Here is a 23,281-nt window from a genome sequence, read left to right as displayed (position 1 = left end):
TATTGGTACATCCCTGTAAGCCGGCTCGTTTCACACGCCGCGCATCGACTGACCTCAAGCACGCCCGATCAAGTCCCGCCGTCTCCATTCGACAAGGGGGCACGCATGAACGCATACGGACGCCGCAACGTTGCACCCGCTGCTCGCGCGCACCGGCCGGCACACGGACGAGCGCCGGATGCCGATTCCGGCTCGCAGTGCCGCGCCTGACGTGGCGGGCGGTTCGCACGTAATCCGAACATCGAGCGGCGCGCGCGATGCTCTCCCAACCGAAAACACTGCCGAGCGTGGTGCGACGCATGACGGCTGGGCGCATGTTGCTCGATGGCGCATCGGTCGAAGTGGTGGCCGACGCGTTGCATCTCTCGCTGCAGACGGTACGGCGCTACAAGGCGATCGTCTCCGACGGCGGCCTCGACGCGCTCGCGAAGATGGGTGTCGGCGGACGCGCGTCGGCGCTCGATCGCGACGCGCTCGACTGGATCGCTGCCGCGTTGCAGGGATCGGCGCGCGAGCATGGATTCGAGAGCGCCACCTGGACCAACGCGCGCCTGCGCGAGTTGATCGAGCGGCGCTATGGCGTGCGTTACTCGCGCGTTTATATCTGGCAGATCGCAACCAATCTCGGGCTCGGTCATTTGCTGTCGAAGTCACGCCGCTGAAGGCGCGGCGTTCACGCTCAACGAAGCGCCCTATCCAGACAAGGAGGCAACGCATGAATCGCTCGTCAACTCAACGGCCGCATCACGCAATCAGGATCCTGGCGACGTGTGCGGCGCTAGCTTTCGGCGCGATAGGCAGCGCGCCGGCTCAGGACGCGGCATCCGGCCCGCAGGCGCGCGGCGCGGCGGCCGTCGTGCAGGTGCAGGCGCGCGTGGTCGGCATCGATCCGGTGACCAACAGCGTGTCGCTGCAAGGCCCGCAAGGGCGCGTCGCCGAAGTCGCCGTCGATCCGCAAATCGGCGATGTCAAGAAGTTGCAGCTCGGCGATATCGTCAACATCGACTACCGCGCCGCGCTGCTCATGCGCGTGTCCAAGGTGAAGTCGGATGGCATACGCCAGCGCATCGAAACCGACGCGGCGATCCCGGCATCGGGCGGCGTGACGGCGCAAGCGCGCATCGTCGAGGTGATCGCGACAGTCGAGCGCGTCGACACGAAGAACCGGCGCGTGACGCTGCGCGGGCCGAGTCATACGGTGACGCTCGACGTGGCGCCGGATGTGTCGCTTGCCGGATTGAAGGCGGGCGATACGGTGCACGCGCAGTTCGAATCGGCGACCGCCGTGCAGGTGGTGAGGAGCGGGCAGTCGCTGAAGTGAGCAGGCGCGTTCCGGTTGCGACGCCGCGAGAACGAAACGCCCCGCAGGGCGTTTCGTTCTTTTCTCTCAGGTGCCCCGCAACCCCGTCACGTCAAAAATTGAAGTTGTCGATATTCGCCGAATCGAATGTCGTCGGCGGTCCGAGAATCACTTCCCCGCTCTTGCCCACCGTGCGCTTGCCGAGCTTGCCCGCATCGAACGAATCGCCTTCCTTGCCGGTGATCGTCCCCGACGCGAGATTCGCCGCCGCGAACGCCGCCAGATAACCCAACTGACCCGGGTCCCAAAGCTGGAACGCCTTGACCGTGCCGTTCTTCACGAACGCGCGCATCTGATTCGGCGTGCCGAGTCCCGTTACCACGACCTTGCCCTTCGACGGCGAACTCGATATATAGCGCGCCGCCGCCGCGATGCCGACCGATGTCGGCGCGACGATACCCTTCAGATTCGGATACGCCTGCAACAAGCCCTGCGTCTCGACGAACGACTTCTGATCGTCGTCGTTGCCGTAGGCGATTTTCACGAGCTTCATCTTCGAATACTCGGGCTTCTTGAGTTCCTCCTGCATCCACTTGATCCACGTGTTCTGATTCGTCGCGTTCGGCGTAGCGGAAAGAATCGCGAACTCGCCCTCGCCGCCGATCAGCTTCGACAGCAACTGGATCTGCCCGCGCCCGATCGCTTCCGAATCGGCCTGATTGACGAAGATCTGCCGTCCGTCAGGCGCCGTATCGGAGTCGAAGGTGACGACCTTTATGCCCTGCGACATTGCTTTCTTCAGATACGGCACGACCGCGTTGGCATCGTTGGCCGCGATCACGATGGCGTTCTGCCGCTGCGTGATCAGCGTGTTGATATAGCTCACCTGCGACGACGCGCCCGCATCCGATGGCCCCACGACCTTGCCATCGCCCTTCATCTCCTTGATCGCGGCCATGCCGCCGTCATCGGCGATCACTTCGTAGGGGTTGTTGATCTGCTTCGGCAGGAAGGCGATCTTCAGGCCGCTCTTGATGTCCGCGGCGCTTGCGGTCAGCGCGACGGTCGCGGCGAGAAAGGCCGCCGCCAGCGCCGGGCCGCGCATGAATCGAATGGGCTTCTTCATGTCGTAAAGTCTCCTGTCATTGCGCGCGGGTTCCGAGCCCTTGCGCTGGATTTTCAACATCAACGGACACCACACTGAATCAAAGCGCCCGCGCCATCAGACGCTTCTCGCGCGCCGCCCGCCAGCGTGCGACGAGATTCGGAATCAGCACGGACGAGAGCAACAGCGCGCCCGTCACGATCGTGAGCGTTTCGCTCGATACATCCGCGAGCGTCAGCGCATTGCGCAATACGCCGATGATGACGAGCGACAGCAGCACGCCGATCATCGAGCCGCGTCCGCCGAAGATGCTCACGCCGCCGAACAGCACCGCCGCGATCACGGAAAGCTCGAAGCCTTCGCCGTTGTCGCCGCGCGCGCTCGTGAAGCGCAGCGTATAGACGATTCCCGCAGCGGCGGCCATCGCGCCCGACATCATGAAGAGCTTCAGCTTCGTCTTCGCGACGTCGATGCCTGAGAATTGCGCGGCGGTCGGGTTCGCGCCGATCGCGTAGAGGCTGCGGCCGAACGGCGTCGCCTGCAGAAGAATCGTGAAGACGATTGCGCCCGCGATGACGAGAACGAACGGCATCGGCAGGAAGCTGCCTGCGATCGTATCGATGCCGAAGGCCGTGTACGCCGCGGGAAAATCCGCGATCGCCTGATCGCCGAGCAGCACGTAGGCGAGGCCGCGAAACAGCGCGAGCGTGCCGATCGTGACGGCAAGCGACGGCAAGTTGAAGCGCACGATCACGAGGCCGTTGAGCAGGCCCGCGAGCGTCCCGAACAACAGCACGAGGACGATCACGAGCGGCATCGGCAAGGCCATGTGCCAGAGCACGCCCATCAGCGCGCTCGACGCGCCGAGCACCGACGCCACCGACAGATCGATCTCCGCCGCGACGATGATGCGCGTCATCGGCAGCGCGATCAGCGCGATCTCGGTGAAGTCCGCGAGCATGTTGGAGAGGTTCGCCGACGACAGGAACATCGGCGACAACACGCGCCCGCCGATCAGCGACACGACGAGCACGATGACGAGCATCGTTTCCCATTGCAAATGGCGGCGTCTGGCCGTCGATAGAGCGGAATCGGGTTTAGCCATGATCGCGTTTCCTCATCATGCGGCGCGCGACGGAACGCGCGAGCAAGGTATCGAGCGCGATCGCCGCGACGATCAGCGCGCCTTGAATCGCCTGCTGCCAGAACGGCGACACGCGCAGCACCACCAGCGCGATGTTGATGACGCCGAGCACGAGCGCGCCGAGCGTCGCGCCAGCGATGGTGCCGACGCCGCCCGTGATCGCCACGCTGCCGACCACGGCCGCCGCGACCACTTGCAGTTCGAGGCCCTTCGCCGTGCTGGCATCGACGGTGCCGAAGCGCGCGAGCCACAGCACGCCGGCAAGCCCCGCGATCGCGCCGGAGAGCAGGAAGCCGATCATCACGCGCCGGTCCACGCGAATGCCCGCGAGCCGCGCGGCTTCCGGATTCGAGCCGATCGCATAATGCTCGCGCCCGCCGCGATACTGCTTCAGATACACCGACAACGCGATCAGCACGACGAGCGCGATCAGCACGAGATTCGGCACGCCGAAGAGCGCGCCCGTCGCGATGGCCGCAAACGCATCGGGCAGGCTCGTCGCGTTGATCTGGCCGCCGTGGACCCACGCGTAATCCGCGCCGCGCACGATATAGAGCGTCGAGAGCGTGGCGACGAGCGAAGGCACGCGCCCGAACGTCACCAGCGCGCCGTTGAGAAAGCCGATCACGAGCCCGACGCCGATGCCCGCGAGCATCGCGACGACAACCGGCATGTGCGGGAACATCACGAAGAGGCTGCCGACCGCATACGCGCTCACGCCGACCACCGACGCGACGGAGAGATCGATATGCCGCATCAGCATCACGATCGTCATGCCCGCCGTCAGCAGGCCGATGATCGACACGTTGAGCAACACGTCGCGCAGATTCTGCAGATTGAGGAAGTCGGGCTTCACCGCGGCCGTTGCGCCGATCAGCACGAGCAGCACGATGAAGAGCGTCAGCTCGCGGCTCTTCGCGATCGATACCGCGAGGCTTTCGCGTTTCGTGTCGGCGGCGTGCATCGCGGGGAGCGTCGGAGAATGTCGGGTCATCATGCTGCGCGTCCCAGAGCTTGCGGCGAGGCGCCCAGCGCCGCGCTCATCACACGTTCCTCGTTCGCATCGGCGCGGGCGATATCCGCGCTGATGCGGCCTTCGTGCATCACGAGCACGCGGTCCGCCATGCCGAGCACTTCGGGCAATTCGCTCGAAATCATCAGCACGGCCATGCCTTCCTTCACGAGCTCTGCGAGCGTGCGATACACCTCCGCTTTCGCGCCGACATCGATGCCGCGCGTCGGCTCGTCGATGATGAGCACGTTCGGGTTCGTCGCGAGCCATTTGCCGAGCACGACTTTCTGCTGATTGCCGCCCGACAGCGTGCCGACGGGCGCATCGAGATCGCTGGCTTTCAGGCGCAGGCGTTTGCCCCAGTCCGCCGCGAGCGCCGATTCGCTTTTCGCGCTGATGAGCCCGTGGCGCATCAGACGTCCGAGCACGGTCAGCGACGCATTGCGCGCGATGCTCAGTTCGAGCGCAAGCCCTTGCGCGCGACGGTCTTCCGGCACGAGCGCGAGGCCCGCGCGCACGGCGGCCGCGGGCGAGCCGAGCGTGAGTTTCCTGCCCGCGATCTTCACCTCGCCGCCATCGACCGGATCGATGCCGAAAATCGCGCGCGCGACTTCGCTGCGCCCCGCGCCGACCAGTCCCGCCAGTGCGACGATCTCGCCCGCGCGCACATCGAACGAAACGTTTTTGAACACGCCTTCGCGCGTGAGATTGCGCACCGAGAGACGCACATCGCCAGGCGTGACGTCGGCTTTCGGATAGAACGTGTCGAGATCGCGGCCGACCATCTTGCTCACGATCGCGTCGATGCTCATGTCCCGCGTGAGCGCGTCGGAGACCTTCATGCCGTCGCGCATGACCGTCATGCGTTGCGTGAGCGCGAAGACTTCGTCGAGCCGATGCGTGATGAAGAGAATCGCCGCATCGCGCTCTTTCAACGCGCGCACGATCGCGAACAGCCGCTCGACTTCGGGCAGCGAAAGCGCGGCGGTCGGCTCGTCCATGATGAGCACGTTCGCGTCGAGCGAGAGCGCCTTCGCGATCTCGACCACTTGCTGATCCGCGATCGACAAACCACGCACGAGCCGCTGCGCGCGCAGATTCACGCCGAGCGACGCAAGCAGCGCATCCACTTCGCGATGCATCTGGTCGTAGCGAATGCGGCCGAAGCGATCGCGCGGCTGCCGGCCCATGTAGATGTTCTCCGCGATGGAGAGATCGGCGAAGAGCGTCGGCTCCTGATAGATGACAGCGATGCCCGCATCGCGCGCGTCGGCGGGATTCGCGAAACGGCGCGCGACGCCTTCGACGAGCAGCTCGCCCGCATCGGGCTGATAGACGCCCGCGAGCAGTTTCACGAGCGTCGATTTGCCCGCGCCGTTCTCGCCGAGCAACGCGTGCACTTCACCGGGAAAGAGCTGCAAACTGCCGTCGCCGAGCGCGCGCACGCGGCCGAACGATTTGCTCGCATGCCTGAGTTCGAGTCTTGGCGTCATGCTCGTGTCTCCTTATATGCGGTAGATCCGCTCCGCATTGCGCACGAAGAGCTTGCTCTTTTCGCTGTCGCTGGCATCGCTCACGATCTGCGCATACGCGTTCCATATCGCCGTATACGTGGCGAACAAGCGATCCACCGGAAAATTCGATGCGAACATCGCGCGATCCGTGCCGAAGGTATCAATGGTCTCGTGCACGTAAGGGCGCAGGCTCTCGACGGTCCAGTCGTGATCGAACATCGCGAAGCCGCTCAGCTTCACCGCGACGTTCGGGCAGGCGGCCAAGAGGCGCATGCCTTCGCGCCACGCGCGATAACCCTGCGTCGAATTGCGGTCGACGAACATCCCCGCATGGTTGATGATGAATTGCGTATCGGCATGCTCACGCGCGAGCTGCGCTGCCTCTTCCATCTGCGAGGGATAAAGCTGCAAGTCGAACGACATGTCGAAACGCTTCAGCAGCGCAAAGTTGCTGCGCCATTGCGGCTCGCGCATGTAGTGGCGTCCGACGTAGTCGTAGAGCCTGTTTTCATGCACGTTGAGAATCTGACGAATGCCGCGCGTATTGGCGAACGCCGCGTGCGCTTCGAGCACGGCCTGCGCGTTGTCCGCCGACAGATCCGCGCCCGCGACGATGCCGTTCGGCATGCCTTCTTCGTCAGCGATCGATTGCAGCCAGCGCGTTTCCTCGACCGGATCGGCGGGGTCGTGATTCGCATCGACATGCACGAGCTTCAGCACTTCGATACCTTCCGCATCCTCTGCATCGCGCAGCAGATCGGCGAGCAGATAGTCGTGCTTCAGGTCACGCGCATCGCCGACGAACGATGTCTGCGGATTCGCGAGCCATGGGTAATGATGCGTGGACAGCTCCCACAGATGAATATGCGGATCGACGACCTGCATGTTGCTTCCTCGCGAAAGAGGCGAACGTTTCAGGGAAGATGAAAAACCGGTGCGAGCGGTATCGCGACGGGTGCGTTGTCGGGATGCGTCTCCATCAGTTCGGCCATGCAGCCCCACCACTTGCGCATGATGGGCAGCGCCGGCAGCGCGTCCGTCGTATGCGATTCGGTGCGCTTATAGCTGGCGAAGAGATGTCCGGTCGATTCGTCGAGAAAGATCCAGTAATCGCGGATGCCTGCCGCGCGCAACGCATCGGCCAGTTCCGGCCAGATTTCGCGGTGGCGCTTCTCGTACTCGCCGCGCATGCCCGGTTTCAGGGTCATGCGAAATGCCACTGTCTCCATGCGGCCCGCCTTGTTTTGATTGGTGAATCCCTGTGTTCGGAACTCGTTGTGCTGCGACTATAATTCGCCGACCGATAACACGACAATCCGATTGCAGGATTGGCCGATCGCAAAAACGTATCGCTGCGCCGTATCTTCGCGCGGTTCCACGCGGACTGTCGAATGAATCAGAACGTGTCCCAAAGTGTGTCGCCGAATGCTTTAGTCAATCGCCTGAAGTTCAAGCATCTGGCGCTTCTGGTCGCGCTCGACGACGCGCGCAATCTCCATCAGGCGGCCGAGACGATCAACGTCGCGCAGCCGAGCGCGAGCCGCATGCTCGCGGATATCGAGGAGGCCTTCGGCTTTCTGCTTTTTGAGCGCAACGCGCGTGGCATGCAGCCGACGCCGCTCGGTACCGCCGCGCTCGCTTACGCACGCCGTTCGCTCGCCGACCTCACGCGCTTCGCCGACGATCTCGACGCGAAGCGCCGCGGCGGCCATGGGCAACTGACGGTCGGCGCGATCATGGGCGCCGCGCCCGATGTGCTCGCGATGGCCGTCACCGAACTGAAATCCGAGCGCCCGCTCCTGAACGTGCGCATCCTCGGCGAAACGAGCGATCAGGTCGTGCAACTGCTGCATCGCCGCGAAGTCGATCTCGCGCTCGGCCGGCTGACGACGCCTCTACAGCACAACGATTTCGATTTCGAGCCGCTTGCGCGCGAAGCGATGCGGCTCGTCGTGCGCGCGGGGCATCCGCTTGCGGACAAGACGGCGCTTGCGCTGGATACGCTCGTCGGCTGGCCGTGGATTTTGCAGCCGATCACGAGCCCCGCGCGCGGACTCTTCGAAGACGAACTCGCGCGCGCGGGACTGACGACGCCCGCCGATATCGTCGAATGCGCGTCGATCTTCGCGACGCTGCAATTGCTGCAGAACAGCGAGGCCGTCGCGATGCTGCCGGAATCCGTCGTGCGAGATTATCTGCGCGCGCAACTGCTGATCGAACTGCCGATCGAAATAGGCAAAAGTCTGTCGGGCTTCGGGCTGCTGCGCCGCAAGTTCGAGACGTTGAGCGAACCGGCCGAGTACTTTATCGCGTTGCTGCGGAAATACTCGGCGGCGTCGCTCGCGGCTACTGCAAGTTGACGAACAGGCCGCCGTCGACGAGCAAGGACGCGCCCGTCACATAGCGCGCGCGATCCGATGCGAGAAACACGACGCATTGCGCGACGTCGTCCGGCGCGCCCAGACGGCCCAAGGGAATGCGCTTTTCCATATAGGCGCGCTTGTCGGCGTCGGAGAGATCGTCGGCATTCAGGTCGGTGGCGATGGTGCCCGGCATCACCGAATTGCAGCGGATGCCGTAAGGCCCGAGCGCGATCGCGCAGGACTGCATCAGCGAATGGACGCCCGCTTTGGTCGGCGTGTAATGCGTCTGCATGCCGCCGCCGACGAGCGCGCTGATCGAGCTCGTCGCAACGATCGCGCCGCCCGTGCCCTGCGCCTTCATCTGATTCGCGGCAGCCTGTGTGACGTAGAACGCGCCGTTCAGATTCACCGCGACCGTCGATTCATACACGGAAGCCGGCATGTCGAGAAACGCGTGAAACGGACAGATGCCCGCATTGCTCGACAACACATCGACGCGACCGAAGGCATCGACGGTGCGCTGGATCAGTTCGATGCCCGTCTCGCGCTCGGCGACGTTGCCTTCGATTGCGATCGTGCGGCGCCCCAGCGCTTCGATCTCGCCGACGATCGACTCCACCGCCGATGCCTTCCCGTACGCGCTGTCGTTGTCGCGCCAGTAGTTGATCGCGACATCGGCGCCTTCGCGCGCGCTCGCAAGCGCAATCGCACGGCCGATGCCGCGCGATCCGCCCGTCACCACGACGACTTTGTTCTCCAGAAGCATGAATGTCTTCTCCTTGTCGGGCGGATGACGGCTTGCGCCGCCATCCGCGTTTGCCTACGCGCCGGGGCGCCTAGCGGCGGAACCCTCCGTGAAAGCCGCCGCCACCGCCGTGGAAACCGCCGCCTCCGCCTCCGCCTCCGCCGCCGCCGAAGCCACCGCCACCACCGCCACCGAAGCCGCTGCTGCGATTTTCAAAGCGATCCTGTCCGCCCTCGCGCGCTTGCCGCTGCTGATCGAGGTTGTTGTTCAACGCCGCGTCGTTTCGATCGACCGACTGCCAGCCATTGGACGTGTGCTGCTGCCAGCCGTTGTCCTGCGTGTGCTGGTAGACATTGCCGTCGTGCGCGGCGTAGACATCGCCGTTATTCCACGCGACCGCATTGCCGCGCGACGCGTTCGTGACGACGCCTCTGTTCACCGCCTGCGCCGTGCCGTTCTGCACATTGCCCGTGACGCCCCGCTCCGCGACGCCCGCGCGGCCCGTCTGCGCGTTGTATCCGCCGACCTGCCGGCCCGCCGCGTAGTTGCCGTTGTACGCGTTGCCCGTGACGCCCGCACGCCCCGCCGCAGCCCGTCCGGTCGACGGATTGGCCACCGCGCCTGCACGCCCGGCCGCATAGTTGCCGGTATACGCGTTCCCGACGACACCGGCGCGGCCCGCGCCTTCGCGGCCCGTCACCGGGTTCGCGAACGAGCCCTGGCGTCCCGCCGCGAAGTTGCCCGAGTACGGATTGAACGCCGCGCCCCGGCTGCCTTGCCAGTGCGCGCCCGTCGCCGGATTCCAGCCCGCGCCCGCCGTGCCGCGCCATTCGTTGCCGGTCCACGGGTTGTAGCCCGCCATGTGCGTCACGGTGCCGGCGCCCCAGCGCCCATAGAAGTTCGCCTGATTGATATTGACGTAGCCCCAACCGCCGCCATGGTAACCGCCCCAATACGGGCCCCAGTAAGGCGCGCATGAGCCCCAGATGGCGCCGGCGGCGAAGCCGAATGCGAAGCCGACCGCCGCGTCCATCGCGAAGCCCGCGTTGTAACCGTAGGTCGCGGGATAGCCGTAATACACCGTCTCGCCGACGTATGGCTGATACGCATAGCCCGTCCCGTAGACCACCGTGCCGCTGTCGTTCACGACGACGCCCATGTAGCCCGGCGAATAACCGACGACGACCGCGTCGGGCGTCACCGAGTAGACGCGCACGTAGGTCACGTAATGCAGCGGCGACTGAACCGGAATCGAGTAGATGACGCCGGGCACCTCGGTGGCGACGGCCCACGGGCCAGTCGGCGCGGCAGCCGCGAACCAGACGCCGTTCTGCACCGCGTAATACTGCGTGCGGCTCACTTCGATCACAGGCGTCGCCGTGTTGACCGCGTATTGCAGCGGCGTGCCTTCGATCGACTGGAAGTGCGGCGTTCCGTCATACGCGACGCTCACTTGCGCCTTCGTGCGCGAGACGGTCGCGGTCTGCGGAATGGTCGCGGCGATGGCCGCTTCTTTCGCCTGCGGCGTGCCCGGCACGGACACGAGCACGTTGCCCTTCGGGTCCTGCGGCGAAATCTTCGCGAAATCCTTCGGCAGATCCTGGCCCGGCACGTACTGCCACGGTCCCTTGTCCGACGGTCCCGCGAACCAGCGGCCCGATACCAGCACATAGTAGCGATTGGTCTGCGGCTCCACGAAAGCCGCGTGGTCCGTGTTCGTCACGGTCAGCAAGCCGGTGCCCGCGACGGGTTCGAGCCGGGGCGGACCATCGGTGACGACGAGCTCCGTCGGCTGCGTGGCCACCAGCACCGCGGGCGCCTGCGGCGCGCGCTTGCCGCTTTGCGGCAGCATCGCGTCCGCCTTCTGGCTGGCGTCGGCCTTTTGCGCCGCGGCGACGAGCGCCTGCGGCTGCTGCGCGAGCACGGCCCACGGGCCGTTCATCGATTGCGCCGCGTACCAGTACCCGCCCGCGCTCACATAGACATGGCCGCTGCCGTCCTTCAGCAGCATCGCCCGGCTATTGATGGCGCGCTGATAGCCGGTCCCGCCGACATCGCGCCACGCCGGATTGCCGTCGATCATGACGAGAATAGTCGGCGCCGATGCGAACACGATGTTCGGCACCGGGTTCTGCACCGCGACCTTCTCCATGCCGCCGACTTGCTTCGACACCGCATAGCTCGTCTGCAACTCGTCGAGCGAGACGGTCATGCCCTGCGCCGGCAAGTGTCCGACGATCGCGCTCTTCACGCTGCCTGCGACGTTGGGATCGGTCGGCACGCTGACATCGCCGATCTTGATGTTGCTCAGGTGCACGAGACCCGATGCCTTGTCGATATCGGCGTCGGCGGTAAACTGCGCAACGCCGTAAGTCGGCGACGCCGTTCCGTTCGCCGCGCCCACGGCCACCGCCGCGCGCCCCGCGATCTGATTGCCGTTCCATTGCTCGATCTGAGGTTGATACATTTCGATGCGCTGGGTGGATGTGTCGAGCTCACGCGGCCATTGAAGCTGCGCCGCGGCCGGCACGGGCGGATTCGCCGCATACGCCGACGACAATCCGAAAGCAAGACAGGTGGCGGTCACGAGCGCGGACCATTTATGCGATAACGCTGCCATTCGAGCGACTTCCTTTTTAAGACAGAATGTTACTTAGCAAACCCGATAAACTGCTCGCAAATCATAAGTCGTGCGATTGCGTCCGGTCTGCCGTTTTCGTCTCAAACTGTCATAGCTTCGGGAAGTCGCTCGCGGATATCAGTGCGTGTAAGGCCGCGTCAGCGCGCACTCCGGATTCAGGCGCACGCCGAAGCCGGGCGTCTCCGGCACCTTCATGCGGCCGTTCACCGGCACGGGTTCGTCGAGCAGCAGGGGCGTGAACATCGGCACGACCTGATCGGCTTTGGGCGCCATCATCAGGAACTCGGCGAACGGCGAGTTGTGGCGCGTCACGACGAAGTGATAGCTGTACACCGACGATCCGTGCGGCACGACGAGCACGTTATGCGCGTCCGCGAGCGCCGAAATCTTGATGAGCTCCGTGATGCCGCCGCACCAGCCCACATCCGGCTGCACGAGATCCGCGCAGCCCATCTCGAACAGCATGCGAAAGCCCCAGCGCGTCGCTTCGTGCTCGCCGGTCGTCACCATCATCCCGCCCGGCACGGAACGGCGCAGTTCCGCGTAGCCCCAGTAGTCGTCGGGCGGCAGCGCTTCCTCGATCCACTTCAGGCCATGCTCGCGCGCCGCGCTCGCGAGGCGCTTCGCATAGTTGAGGTCGAGACTCATCCAGCAGTCGAACATGAGCCAGAAATCGTCGCCGACTTTCGCGCGCATATCGGCGAGTTTCGCGATATTTTTCGCGAGCCCTTCCTCGCCTTCCGCCGGCCCGTGCTGCAACGGCATCTTGCCGCCGATGAAACCCATCTCCCTGGCGAGATCCGGGCGCGCGCCCGTCGCGTAGAACTGCAGCTCGTCGCGCACCGGTCCGCCGAGCAGATGGAACACCGGCTCCTTGCGCACCTTCGCGAGCAAATCCCACAGCGCGAGATCGACGCCGGAAATCGCATTGAGCACGATGCCCTTGCGTCCGTAATAAAGCGTCGCGTTGTACATCTGATCCCACATTTTTTCGATGTCCGTCACGCGCTGCCCTTCGAGAAAACGCGCGAGATGCTTCTCGACGATGAACGCGCCGATCTCGCCGCCCGTCGTCACAGCGAAGCCGACGGTGCCGTCGCTCGCCTCGATCTCGACGACGAGCGAGCCGAGCACGTTCAGCCCGAACGACTGGCGGCTCTTGCGGTATTCGGGATAGCGGGCCATCGGGGTGGCGATGTGATCGTCGATCCAGTGATCGGCGCCCTGATCGTGATAATCGGCGCCGCCGCCGCGGACCGTGAAGGCGCGCACGTGCTTGATGGTCGGCATGGACATTTTTATCTCCTTCGAATCAGGATGCGTTGGCGGCGTTGCCGCTCGGAATGGTCGGGCGTTCTGGCGTGCGCACCAGCAGGACGATGACGAGCGCCGCCAGCACGCTCGCGCCGGCGAGCACGATGAGGCCGGCGCTCGTCGAATGGAACGCGGCTTCGGCGGCGGTGCGGGCCATCGGCGCGAAGAAGCCGCCGAGTCCGCCGAGCGAATTGATCAGCGCGATGCCGGCTGCGGCCGCCGCGCCCGTCAGATAGCGCGTCGGAAAGGTCCAGAAGAGCGGCTGCGCGGCGATGAAGCCGCTCGCCGCACAGCACAGCGCGATGAGCGACACGGCCGGCGATCCCGCGAGCCCGGAGACCGCGATTGCGATGCCCGACATCGCGAGCAGCGCCGCCGCGTACAGGCGATGCCTGCCCGTGCGATCGGCGTGGCGCGGCACGATCCACGTGACGATCACCGCCGCGATCCACGGCAGCGCGGTCACGAGACCGACGCGCAAGCCCACTTTCGTGCCGAGCAGCGCGGACACCTGTTGCGGCAGATAGAACACGACGCCGTACACCGCCGCCTGGATCAGAAAGTACACGCAGCACAACACGAGCACGCGCCCATCGACGAGCGCGGCGAGCACGCTGCGCGGTCCGTGCGATGACGCGGCGCGGGCGTCGTCGGTGAGGCGGCCGATGAGCAGCGCCCGTTGTTCAGGCGAGAGCCAGCGTGCTTTCGCGGGATCGTCGTCGAGATACCAGAACGCCCACACGCCGACGATCGACGCCAGCAGCCCTTCGACGAGAAAGAGCCATTGCCAGCCTTTCAGCCCGAGCGCGCCATGCAGATCGAGCAGCAGACCGGACAGCGGCGCACCGAAAATGAACGCGAGTGGCGCGCCGAAATAGAACACGCCCAGCGCCCGCGCACGCGACGACTGCGGAAACCAGCGCGTGAGGTAGTAGACGATGCCCGGAAAAAATCCCGCTTCCGCGACGCCAAGCAGGAAGCGCAGCGCATAGAACGTCGTGGCGGAGTGCGCGAAGGCCATCGCAGCGGAGACGAGTCCCCACGTCACCATGATGCGGCACATCCACAGCTTCGCGCCGACGCGGTGAAGCAGCAGATTGCTCGGCACTTCGAAGATCGCGTAGCCGACGAAGAACACGCCCGCGCCGAAGGCGAACGCGGCATTGCTTAGGCCTGTGTCCTGCTGCAGCGCCTTCTGCGCGAAGCCGATATTCGCGCGGTCCAGGAACGCGAGTACATACATGAGCAGCAGAAACGGCAGCAGACGGCGCATGACACGCGACGTGACAGCGCCTTCCGACGGTGCGGAATGGTTCATGTGATTCTCCCGATGACGCGGGTCAGTACGTCGCGCGACCGCCCGACAGATCGAACACGGCGCCCGTGCTGAACGCGCAGTCTTCGGACGACAGCCACAGGATCAGCGAGGCGGCTTCCTGCGGCATGAGGAAGCGGTTCATCGGGATCTTGGAGAGCATGTAGTCGATGTGCTGCTGCGACATCGAATCGAAGATTTCGGTCTTGGCGGCGGCGGGCGTGACGGCGTTCACGAGGATGTTCTTGCCCGCGAGTTCCTTGCCGAGCGATTTAGTGAGACCGATCAGCCCGGCCTTTGATGCGCTGTAGTGCGAAGCGTTCGGATTGCCTTCCTTGCCCGCGACCGACGCGATATTCACGATGCGCCCGTACCCGCCCTTGAGCATGTGCGGCACGACGGCGCGGCACGTGAGATACGGCCCGATCAGATTGACATCGATGACGCGGCGCCAGACGTCCGGCGCGAGTTCCCAGGTCGTGCCGTTGCCGCCGGTGATGCCCGCGTTGTTGACGAGCACGTCGATCCGGCCGTGCTCGGCGAGCGTCTTCTGCGTGGCGGCTTCGACGGAAGATTCGTCCGTCAGCTCGACGACGGCGTCGCTGACCTTGCGCTCTGCATGCTTCGCCGAGAGTTCGGCGCTCGTTCGCGCGAGGCGCTCGCCGTCGACATCCCATAGCGATACGTCGGCGCCGGATTCCAGCGCGCGTTCCGCCACCGCGAGGCCGATTCCGCGTGCGCCGCCCGTCACGATGACAACGCGGCCAGCCAGGTCGATACGGTTCATGAGTTCGTCTCCTTTCGTTGTTCGTTGCTTTGGGTTCGATGCCGTGAGAGGCACTATAGTCCCGCAGCAATAGCGCAACAATTCGAAAGGGCGATCGTTCGATAGCAAAACCGGATCGGACGGCGTCGACGCCGCGTTCGAAAGCATGGATCCGGGCGAACTCATCGCGCGTCTGCGCTCGACGCCAACGGGCGAACAGATTCGCCGCGCCTGTGACGAAATCGAACCGAAAATTAAGATTTTTCGATGAAAGTTAAAGAATTTCGAGTCGAGACACCCTCAGGAGGGGCGATTCGTCACACACGGCCTGGCGCCGCATGATCGATGACTTTTGTCGGGCGGGTCCGCTGCGAGGGGACGGAAATCGAATCCCTGAAGTGCCTGTCGGCGACGAGTGCGAACCCAAAAAGCGCGGCCACCCCTATCGGGCAAACAAAGAGAACAGCGACCAACATGGCGACCCCTCCACTGATTGATGCTCGCAGTGTAGCTCGCGAAAAGCCGCTAATTGGCGCGAAATTCGCCAATACTCCATTCAACAATAGCGAACTCTGGTTTCGGACGATGCTGATTGATGCGCCGTCAGGTGCAAAATCGACGCGTGGGCACGGACGTTGATGACAGCTCACCCCGTCGATTTGACGCATTCATCCAGACAGAAAAGCTATCCGCTCGCCGCTGCCCCCGGGACGTTCCGCACGCCGCGCGAACGGGTCGACGCCGTGATCGACACGATGTGAAGGCGCTGGACTGCGCGCCAGCGAACGGCCGTCGCGCGCGTTTGCCTCGTAAGATCAAAGCGTTGCGTCGATGCATTTTTGAGCACCGTGTGCCGCGCCATTTACAATGTCGGATCGACTGCGCATGGCGCGCGCCCCGCGCCGCATCAGGCATTTAGCGGTCTCACTCTCACGCCTCCGACTGGCTGTATGGTCACTGAAACGTCTTCCTCCGAATCGCTCGCCGTCGCCGAACGCGTGCGCGAACTCATGGCCCGTCATGGCATCGGAAAGCGGCAGCAGACCGCCGAGCTGTGCCGCATTCTCGACCTGAGTTTTTCGCAGGGTCATCGAAAACTGCGCGGCAACAGTCCGTGGACGCTCGCGCAGATTCGCCGCGTCGCCGATGCCTTCGACGAGCCCGCGCTGAAGCTCTTCGATTCGATCAACACGCGCCCCGACGAAACCGAAGGCACCGCGCACGACGCCGTCCTGAAGCTCGGTTCGCTCGAAATTGCGTGCATGGCGTGGGTCGGCAACGCGCTCGAAGCGGGCAGCCGCCCTGATTTCATTGCGCAGAAGCTCAACGGCCGCTGGATCGTGACGAAGCATGAAGGCGTGCTGCTGCACGAAGCCTGCGACGTCCACAAGATCGAGATCCAGCCGCGCCGCACGGACACCGACAAGCAGGTGATCGCCGTGGTCGACGACGATCACGCCTCCGCCGACAATCTGCACGACTATCTCGAAGCCACCGGCTTCGCGGCGATGGCGTTCTACGGCCTCGACGCCTTCCTCGAAGCGTTGCAGGCGCAAGTGTTCGATGCCGTCGTGATCGACTGGCTGTTCGGCGTGCATACGTCGGCGGATGCGATCCGCGCGGTGCGCGAGTCGGACAATCCGGATGCGCCGGTTTTCGTGCTGACGGGCGAGCTCACCACGGGCAAGGCGAGCGAATCGGAGATCAGCCAGGTCATCCGCGATTACAACGTGGCGTGCTTCGAGAAACCTGCGCGGCTCGGCATTCTCGTCGCGGATCTCTCCAAGCGGTTGATGCGCAGCTAGGGCACCGGCTCACGCCGCGCGCCGGCGCACCGTCACCGCGCGGTGCACGGCGTCCTTCAGCACCTCGTAGCGCACCGGCTTCAGCAAATAGTCGAAGAACAGCACCACCGCGCTCGGGTCCACCAATTCGGGCGCGTAGGCGCTCACCGCGATGATCGGCACGCTCGCGCCCGGCGCACTGCGCGCGCGATATTCGTTCGCGAACGAGTAACCGTCCTTACCGGGCATGTGCAGGTCCGCGAGGATCACGTCGGCGTCGTTCGCGCGCAGCCAGGCGAGCGCGCTGTCGACATCCGGCAGGGCGACGGCCGAATAGCCCAGATGCGTGAGCATCTCGCTGAGCGAATCGCGGATCGCCTCGTGGTCGTCGATCACGAGCACGCGCGACCTACGCAGCTCGGGCGCGTCGGCTGTCTGCTCGCCGCGCTCGGGCAAGCGCGCGACCGATACCGCCGGCAAGCTCACGCGAAACGCGGCGCCCTGTCCCACTTCGCTCGACACCTCGATCGTGCCGCCGAGCAGATCGACGAGCCCGCGCACGACCGCGAGCCCCATGCCCGCGCCGTCGAAGCGCCGCGTGCTCGACGAATCGAGTTGCGTGAATTCCTGAAAGATCAGCGGCAATTGCTCGTGCGGGATGCCCGGGCCCGTGTCGATCACGGACATATCGAGACGCTTGTACGTGCGCGCGAAATGCACGTCGATGGAACCGGCGTCGGTGTACTTGATGGCGTTGGTGACGAGATTGGTCACGATCTGCCGCACGCGATGCGGGTCCGACTCGATCGGCCCGCGCTTGCCCGCGTAGTCGCCGCGCAGCGTCAGCCCCTTCGCGCTCGCGGCGGGCGTGTTCGCATCGACGATGGATTCGAGCAGTTCCACCGGATCGAATACGGCCATGCGCAGTTCGAGCTTGCCCGCGCCGAGACGCGCGTAATCGGTGAGATCGCGCATCTGCGCTTCGAGATGGCGCGCGCCCGCTTCCAGGCGCTGCATGATCTTGCGATCCGCGTCGCCGCGCGCGTTCAGGCCGAGCAGTTCCACCGACGAAACGATCGCGTGCAGCGGCGTGCGCAATTCGTGGCTGATCATGCCGAGGAACGTGTCCTTCGCGACGCCGGCCTCGCGCGCGACGCGCGTCGCCTGATGTTCGGCCGCCAGCGCCGCCCGTTGCTGCTCGATGAGCCGCGTGCGGCGGTAGCCGTTCAGAAGCAGCAGCGCGGTCGCCGCCGCCGAAAGCAGCCCGAGCAGAATGCCGCCGTAGATCAGATAGCGGCGCTTCGCGTCGAAGTCGTGCACGATCGTCTCGCGCTCGGCGATATCCATGAGACGCCGCCCACCCGCCAGTTCCGCGACGGCCGGCGCGTTCTGGCGCAGCACGCCGATCACGCGCAAGGTGTGCTGACGCTCTTCCGCCTTGAGCCCGGCGACGTCGGCCTGAATGGAATCGAGCGCGGTCTGCAATTGCCGCAGGATTTCGCGCTGCCGGTTGAGGAGCGATTCGTGTCCGTCCGCCAGTCCCGTCAACGCCGACACCTGCGTCAGACGCGCGCGCAACAGGCGATAGCTCGCACGCACGGCATCGGCGTCCTCGTCGATGCCATTGCGAAACAGGAGCACGTGATTCTCGAAGCGCTCGTAAGCGATCTGCAACTGCGCGGCGTCCCAGTACACGTCATAGGGCACGACGAGCCTGTGCGTCTCGCGCGCGATGAGTCCCGAATACAGCATGTAGCCGACGGCGCCGATCGGCGGCGCGACTGCGAACGCGATCAGCGCCGCATACCACAGGCGACGGAACCACGGGCGCGCGGCGTGGGCGCGCAGCGAAGGTTCGGTGCTCGTGACGGCCATCCGGCTACTGCAACGCTTCGATGACCCGGGCCGCGCGCCCGGATGCGACCACGATCAGCTTCATCGTCGCCCGCGTCGCGCCGACGAAAATCTTGCGCGCGGCCTGATCGTCGAGCGCGTCGAAATCGACTTCCGTGAGGATCACGCACGGCGCAGATTGCCCCTTGAAGCGATAGATCGATTCGAGCAACACGTCGCCTTCGCGATATTCCGGGTTACCGAACAGATCGTAGGTGCCGGTGAAGGCGCGCAGCCGGTGCGGACCGAGCTGATCGACAGCCGTGAGCGCCGAGCCCTCGCGGCCCCGGAACGACAGCACCGCGATGTCCTGCTTGCGGAAACCGAGCGACAGCGCGTGGGTGATCGCGCGCTTGGTCGCCTCGACGATCTCCTCGGCATGACCGTCATCGTAGGTCGATATGCTGACGTCCGAGCCGTCGAACGGGCTGCCCGCATCGAGCCGCACCTCGGGACCGACGATCTTGCGGATGAAACCGAGCAGATCGCGCGGGCTGCGGTAGTTCGTGCTCTCGCGCAGGATGGTCCAGCCCGGCAGCGGCACCGGCTCGCGCAGATAGAGGTTCTGCATCGGATCTTCGAGCCACCACCACGCGCCGTCCGCATTCAGCAGGCGTTCGAGCGCCTCGACCCATGCCGCGTGAAAGTCCTGACCTTCGTCGACGATCAGCACATCGGTCTTCCAATGCTCCGGCACGGGCACGGCGGCGAAACGCTCTTCGAGCGTCGCGAAGACATTGGGCTGGCTGAAATCGGGCGGGCTGCCCGCATCGCGCGCGACGGCCGCGCTCAGTTGATGGTAATTCGCGACCTTCGCCTCTTTCGGCGCGATCGCGCGGATATGGTCGGCGAGCGGCCGGTTGAAACACACGTAGAGCACGCTCTTGCCTTGCGCGAGCGCGTCGCGCATCACGCGCACGGCGAGTTGCGTCTTGCCCGCGCCGGCGGTGGCGATCACGCGCAGACGAAACGGCTCGAACTCGAGCCGGCGCGCCCAGGTCGCGAGCCCGCCCGACAAACGCGTGACGAGCGTGTTCGCCGCGCCGACGAGCGCATTGGTGTCGGGCGTGAGCGAGAGTTCATCGGCGAGAAAATGATGGATGCGCGCCGCCGCTTCGAAGCGCGGCTCATCGGGCGGCAAAATCTCCAGCACGACGCGCGCGAGTTGCGCTTTGCGGCTCGCATCGACGATGCGCGTAGGCGAAACGCCCGCGATCGCGGCGTTCTTCACCGTGTAGTCGGGGCAATACAGCAATTCTTCGATGCGATACGTGCCCGCGCCGAACGCCGCCGTGAAGCGCCGATGCAGGTTTTCCAGCGTGCGCGCGAGTTGAATGGCGACGTTGCGTTCCTTCTGCAGATAGACCTTCACGAGGCCGGAGCTCGTTTCGCGCAGGAAACCCGCCTTCATCTCGATCATCAGCACGCGGCCCGAAGGCGCGACCACGACGAAGTCCGCCTCGCCGAATACGGAAAAACCTTCGTTGATGCGCGTCCAGTGGACGCCGTGATACACCGTGTAGTCGTCGGGCAGTTTTTCGAGCAGCGCGAGGGTTTCGAGTTCGCGCGCCGCCGCGCCGGTCGCGTCGAGATTCTTCCAGTCGTCGGGAACGATTCGGGCCATGCGTCGCCTTTGGGCTGAGTGGTTGCGTCGTGCACCTGATTGTACGCAACGCGCCGCGTGCGCCGGCAGGTCGGCCGAACGGCCGATTGGCTAGGTGGCGTAGTCGTAGCGCCCGCCGCGTTCCAGCGCGCGCTGGTACGCCGGCCGCGCGTGGATGCGTTCCAGAAATGCGCGGATATGCGGCATCGACTTCGCACCCGCGCGCTGGCTGCCGGTTTCGAGCGGGAAGCTCATCTGGACGTCGGCGGCGCTGAAGGTCTCGCCGGCGAACCACGTCGATCTGGCGAGCTCCGCTTCGATATAGCCGAAGTGCAGCCGCAGTTGCGGGTCGATGAAACTGCTTTGCATCGTCTGCGCGATACGCCGTGCGATCGGCTTCGCGAAGAACGGCATCTTGGCGCTTTCCAGCCGGCGCGCGACGAGCTTGAGCAAGAGCGGCGGCATCGCCGAACCTTCCGCGTAATGCATCCAGTAGTTGTAGCGCACGCGCTCGGCGGACGTGCCCGGCGGCGGCGAGAAACGCCCTTCGCCATAACGCTCGACGAGATATTCGATGATCGCGCCGGACTCCGCGAGCGTCAGATCGCCATCGGTGACGACCGGCGACTTGCCGAGCGGATGCACGGCGCGGAGTTCAGGCGGCGCGAGCATCGTGCGCGGATCGCGTTGATAGCGCTTCAGCTCGTATTCAACGCCGAGTTCCTCGAGCATCCAGAGCACGCGCTGGGAACGGGAGTTGTTGAGATGGTAGACGGTCAGCATGGCTTTGGCTCTTGTTTTCAAGTTCGACGATGCCACCGCGGTACGCCCCTTGCATCCGATGAACTTATGCGCGCCCGGGCGTCGAAAGGATAAGGCCCTTTCATGAAGGCCGCACTACGATTTCCGCACACAATGAAAAAAGGAGAAGTCGATGACGCTAGTCATTTATCTCGTAGGTTGGCTGATTTTTATCGGCGGCGTGAGTTGGGCGCTCGTTGCGATGCACGTCGCGCAGCACACGATCATGATCGTCGCCGTCATCATGCTCGGCATCGCCGTGATTACGGGCGCGACGCGGGCGCGCAACCGCGACCGGTCTTAGATCGTCCATGCGCGCCGCCTTGCACGGGCGGCGCGAATTACCGTCACGTCACGCTTACATCACAACGCGCGCGCCAGCCGCATCCTGTATCAGCGTGACGAGTTCATCGGGATGCACCGGCTTTGTCATGAAATGCTGGAAACCCTCGCCGATGCTGCGTAATCGGTATTCGTCGCCGCCGTGTCCCGTCAGCGCAATGGCCACGGACGGCGGCAGATTGCCCCGTATCTCGTGATCGCGCAAACGTTGGATGAGATAAAAACCGTCCATCTCGGGTAGGTCCAGATCGCAGATCACCGCATCGGGAAGATGCTCGATCGCCGCCTGCGCGCCGTCTTCGGCGTCAGGCACGGCTACGACTTCCGCACCTTCTTCTTCCAGCAACATCTGCAGTGATGCCCTGCTCTCGGGATCGTCTTCGATGAGTACGATCCGCATATGCCCCAGTCTTGCTACTTCGCTCATGATGTTATTTTCAACTGCTGAAAAACGGAATTCTCGCGGAGGTCTCCAACTTGTCGCCGCCGCGCGCGCGAGGGTGCACGCACTGATTGACACGAAAACGCGGCAGGAATTCCGAACGCACCGCTATTTACGCCGCGTGTGCGCCGGTGCGGAACGCCGCGCGGTTTCGGCAGCGCCGGTGCGCGAAGCTTCCCGGCCGCTGCGTGCCTGATTAAGCAAGATTCGAACCGACTCGCATCGATGGCCGCCAGCGCCGCATCCTGCGGGCGTTCCCGCTCAAGCGCGCCGGCAGGATTCACGATCCGTGCGCACGACCGTGTAATTCCGGCATCGACCGTGTCCCGATTTCCCGTCAGACATTTGAATCCCGCGCGTAATCGGGGCGCGACGCGTTCGCCGTTCCAGCCTGGAGCAGCGCGCGGTATTCGCTCGGCGTGATGCCAACGGTCGCCTTGAACTGGCGCGTGAACGCGCTGTGATCGGTGTAGCCGCACAGCGCGGCGACATCGGTGACTTTCGCCTGCGAGACGAGCAGCGCGGTGGCCGCATCGAGCCGCGTCTTCAAGAGAACCTGACGCGGCGTCAGATGGAAGACCTTGTGGAAATAGCGCTCCAGTTGCGCGATCGACATGTTCGCCATCTGCGCGAGCTGCCGCATGTTGAGCGGCTGCACGTAATTTTCCTGAATGTGCTGAACCACCGCCGCAAGCCGGCTGTAGGCGGGATGCGTGCCCTCGGCGGCCTGCAGATCGCGCGATATGCCCGCGAGCCCGACGATATGCCCGCGCCGGTCATGGAGCGGCTCTTTGCATGTCATGCACCAGCCAGGCTCGCGTCCCGGATAGAGATGCAGTTCGAGTTGATCGATGAGCTGATGCCCCTGCGCGATGATCGCCTGATCCTGGACCGTATAGATGCGCCCGAAGCGCCGCGGAAACACATCCTCCGCGGTCTTGCCGATGAGCGCCGACTTGTCGTCCTTGTGTCCGCAGCGGCGCGCGAGCGTGCGATTGACCATCGCGTAGCGCGCGTCGCGGTCCTTCACGAAGAACACAATGTCGGGCATCGCGTCGAAGACCGGCGCGAGCAGCGCGAAATGCGCGAGCATTTCGGAGAAAGTCGCTGCGGCTTGCGCGATCGGCGCCGCGCTGTTCATGAGGGCGGTCGTGCTGTTCATGCGCGGGGTTTCGGTATCGCTCGATGGAGCTCGAT

The 23,281-nt window shown here is 64.7% G+C and carries 21 protein-coding genes; 5 read left to right on the top strand and 16 right to left on the bottom strand.

Going from position 1 to position 23,281, the window contains the following annotated elements; genetic code table 11:
- Nucleotides 1-257: 257 nt before the first annotated feature.
- A complete protein-coding gene (locus AWB75_RS07850) occupies nucleotides 258-662 on the top strand; it encodes a helix-turn-helix domain-containing protein (protein ID WP_061123507.1) in 405 nt (134 codons plus the stop codon).
- 53 nt (nucleotides 663-715) lie between these two features.
- Entirely contained in the window at nucleotides 716-1,321 is a 606-nt protein-coding gene (locus AWB75_RS07845) for a copper-binding protein (protein ID WP_061123506.1), read from the top strand.
- A gap of 91 nt (nucleotides 1,322-1,412) precedes the next feature.
- On the opposite strand, the gene rhaS is transcribed toward AWB75_RS07845, so the two are convergent.
- From rhaS to AWB75_RS07815, 6 genes are all read right to left on the bottom strand, one after another.
- Nucleotides 1,413-2,426, bottom strand: coding sequence for a rhamnose ABC transporter substrate-binding protein (gene rhaS, locus AWB75_RS07840; protein WP_061123600.1), 1,014 nt, complete (start codon nucleotides 2,424-2,426; stop codon nucleotides 1,413-1,415).
- 79 nt (nucleotides 2,427-2,505) lie between these two features.
- Complete coding sequence (locus tag AWB75_RS07835) at nucleotides 2,506-3,510, bottom strand: ABC transporter permease (protein ID WP_061123505.1); 1,005 nt, start codon at nucleotides 3,508-3,510, stop codon at nucleotides 2,506-2,508.
- Nucleotides 3,503-4,543 (bottom strand): ABC transporter permease, encoded by a 1,041-nt coding sequence (locus tag AWB75_RS07830; RefSeq protein WP_061123599.1) that lies wholly within the window; start codon nucleotides 4,541-4,543, stop codon nucleotides 3,503-3,505. The genes AWB75_RS07835 and AWB75_RS07830 overlap by 8 nt, the downstream gene beginning before the upstream one ends.
- Nucleotides 4,543-6,054 carry a sugar ABC transporter ATP-binding protein gene (locus AWB75_RS07825; protein WP_061123504.1) on the bottom strand — a complete coding sequence of 504 codons (1,512 nt, stop codon included), beginning with the start codon at nucleotides 6,052-6,054 and terminating at the stop codon, nucleotides 4,543-4,545. The genes AWB75_RS07830 and AWB75_RS07825 overlap by 1 nt, the downstream gene beginning before the upstream one ends.
- A 12-nt stretch (nucleotides 6,055-6,066) precedes the next feature.
- Nucleotides 6,067-6,960 (bottom strand): amidohydrolase family protein, encoded by an 894-nt coding sequence (locus AWB75_RS07820; protein ID WP_061123503.1) that lies wholly within the window; start codon nucleotides 6,958-6,960, stop codon nucleotides 6,067-6,069.
- 29 nt (nucleotides 6,961-6,989) lie between these two features.
- Nucleotides 6,990-7,304 (bottom strand): L-rhamnose mutarotase, encoded by a 315-nt coding sequence (locus AWB75_RS07815; protein WP_061123502.1) that lies wholly within the window; start codon nucleotides 7,302-7,304, stop codon nucleotides 6,990-6,992.
- Between the two features lie 162 nt (nucleotides 7,305-7,466).
- Between AWB75_RS07815 and AWB75_RS07810 the strand changes: the two genes are divergently transcribed.
- Nucleotides 7,467-8,435 (top strand): LysR family transcriptional regulator, encoded by a 969-nt coding sequence (locus AWB75_RS07810; RefSeq protein ID WP_407642135.1) that lies wholly within the window; start codon nucleotides 7,467-7,469, stop codon nucleotides 8,433-8,435.
- On the opposite strand, the gene AWB75_RS07805 is transcribed toward AWB75_RS07810, so the two are convergent.
- The 5 genes from AWB75_RS07805 to AWB75_RS07785 form a co-directional block, all read right to left on the bottom strand.
- A complete protein-coding gene (locus tag AWB75_RS07805; protein WP_061123501.1) occupies nucleotides 8,422-9,204 on the bottom strand; it encodes an SDR family NAD(P)-dependent oxidoreductase in 783 nt (260 codons plus the stop codon). The two genes, AWB75_RS07810 and AWB75_RS07805, sit on opposite strands and share 14 nt — an antisense overlap.
- Nucleotides 9,205-9,274: 70 nt before the next feature.
- On the bottom strand, nucleotides 9,275-11,803 hold the full coding sequence (locus tag AWB75_RS07800; RefSeq protein WP_061123500.1) for a YXWGXW repeat-containing protein: 2,529 nt from the start codon (nucleotides 11,801-11,803) through the stop codon (nucleotides 9,275-9,277).
- 138 nt (nucleotides 11,804-11,941) lie between these two features.
- A complete protein-coding gene (gene rhmD / locus AWB75_RS07795; RefSeq protein WP_061123499.1) occupies nucleotides 11,942-13,120 on the bottom strand; it encodes an L-rhamnonate dehydratase in 1,179 nt (392 codons plus the stop codon).
- Between the two features lie 16 nt (nucleotides 13,121-13,136).
- Nucleotides 13,137-14,456 (bottom strand): MFS transporter, encoded by a 1,320-nt coding sequence (locus AWB75_RS07790; protein ID WP_061123498.1) that lies wholly within the window; start codon nucleotides 14,454-14,456, stop codon nucleotides 13,137-13,139.
- Nucleotides 14,457-14,478: 22 nt separating this feature from the next.
- A complete protein-coding gene (locus tag AWB75_RS07785; RefSeq protein ID WP_061123597.1) occupies nucleotides 14,479-15,240 on the bottom strand; it encodes an SDR family oxidoreductase in 762 nt (253 codons plus the stop codon).
- A gap of 929 nt (nucleotides 15,241-16,169) precedes the next feature.
- Here AWB75_RS07785 and AWB75_RS07780 point away from each other — a divergent pair.
- Entirely contained in the window at nucleotides 16,170-17,024 is an 855-nt protein-coding gene (locus AWB75_RS07780) for a helix-turn-helix domain-containing protein (RefSeq protein ID WP_061123497.1), read from the top strand.
- Nucleotides 17,025-17,033: 9 nt separating this feature from the next.
- Here the strand turns inward: AWB75_RS07780 and AWB75_RS07775 are convergent, their stop codons facing one another.
- From AWB75_RS07775 to AWB75_RS07765, 3 genes are all read right to left on the bottom strand, one after another.
- Nucleotides 17,034-18,878, bottom strand: a complete 1,845-nt coding sequence (locus AWB75_RS07775) for an ATP-binding response regulator (protein ID WP_061123496.1) — start codon at nucleotides 18,876-18,878, stop codon at nucleotides 17,034-17,036.
- A 4-nt stretch (nucleotides 18,879-18,882) separates the two neighbouring features.
- A complete protein-coding gene (locus AWB75_RS07770; RefSeq protein ID WP_061123495.1) occupies nucleotides 18,883-20,520 on the bottom strand; it encodes an ATP-binding domain-containing protein in 1,638 nt (545 codons plus the stop codon).
- A gap of 90 nt (nucleotides 20,521-20,610) precedes the next feature.
- Nucleotides 20,611-21,282 (bottom strand): glutathione S-transferase family protein, encoded by a 672-nt coding sequence (locus tag AWB75_RS07765; protein ID WP_061123494.1) that lies wholly within the window; start codon nucleotides 21,280-21,282, stop codon nucleotides 20,611-20,613.
- Between the two features lie 151 nt (nucleotides 21,283-21,433).
- On the opposite strand from AWB75_RS07765, the gene AWB75_RS38050 reads away from it, so the two are divergent.
- On the top strand, nucleotides 21,434-21,604 hold the full coding sequence (locus tag AWB75_RS38050) for a hypothetical protein (protein ID WP_200822944.1): 171 nt from the start codon (nucleotides 21,434-21,436) through the stop codon (nucleotides 21,602-21,604).
- A 54-nt stretch (nucleotides 21,605-21,658) separates the two neighbouring features.
- Here AWB75_RS38050 and AWB75_RS07760 read toward each other — a convergent pair whose 3' ends face one another.
- Complete coding sequence (locus tag AWB75_RS07760) at nucleotides 21,659-22,069, bottom strand: response regulator (RefSeq protein WP_235012016.1); 411 nt, start codon at nucleotides 22,067-22,069, stop codon at nucleotides 21,659-21,661.
- Between the two features lie 352 nt (nucleotides 22,070-22,421).
- On the bottom strand, nucleotides 22,422-23,225 hold the full coding sequence (locus AWB75_RS07755; RefSeq protein ID WP_061123596.1) for an AraC family transcriptional regulator: 804 nt from the start codon (nucleotides 23,223-23,225) through the stop codon (nucleotides 22,422-22,424).
- Nucleotides 23,226-23,281 lie beyond the last annotated feature (56 nt).

Origin of the sequence: Caballeronia catudaia, from assembly GCF_001544755.2 — a bacterium.
In the GTDB taxonomy this organism is placed as follows: Bacteria; Pseudomonadota; Gammaproteobacteria; order Burkholderiales; family Burkholderiaceae; genus Caballeronia; species Caballeronia catudaia.
The sequence above is the reverse complement of the archived record's forward strand: the minus strand, read 5'-3'. Positions and strand labels throughout refer to the sequence as shown.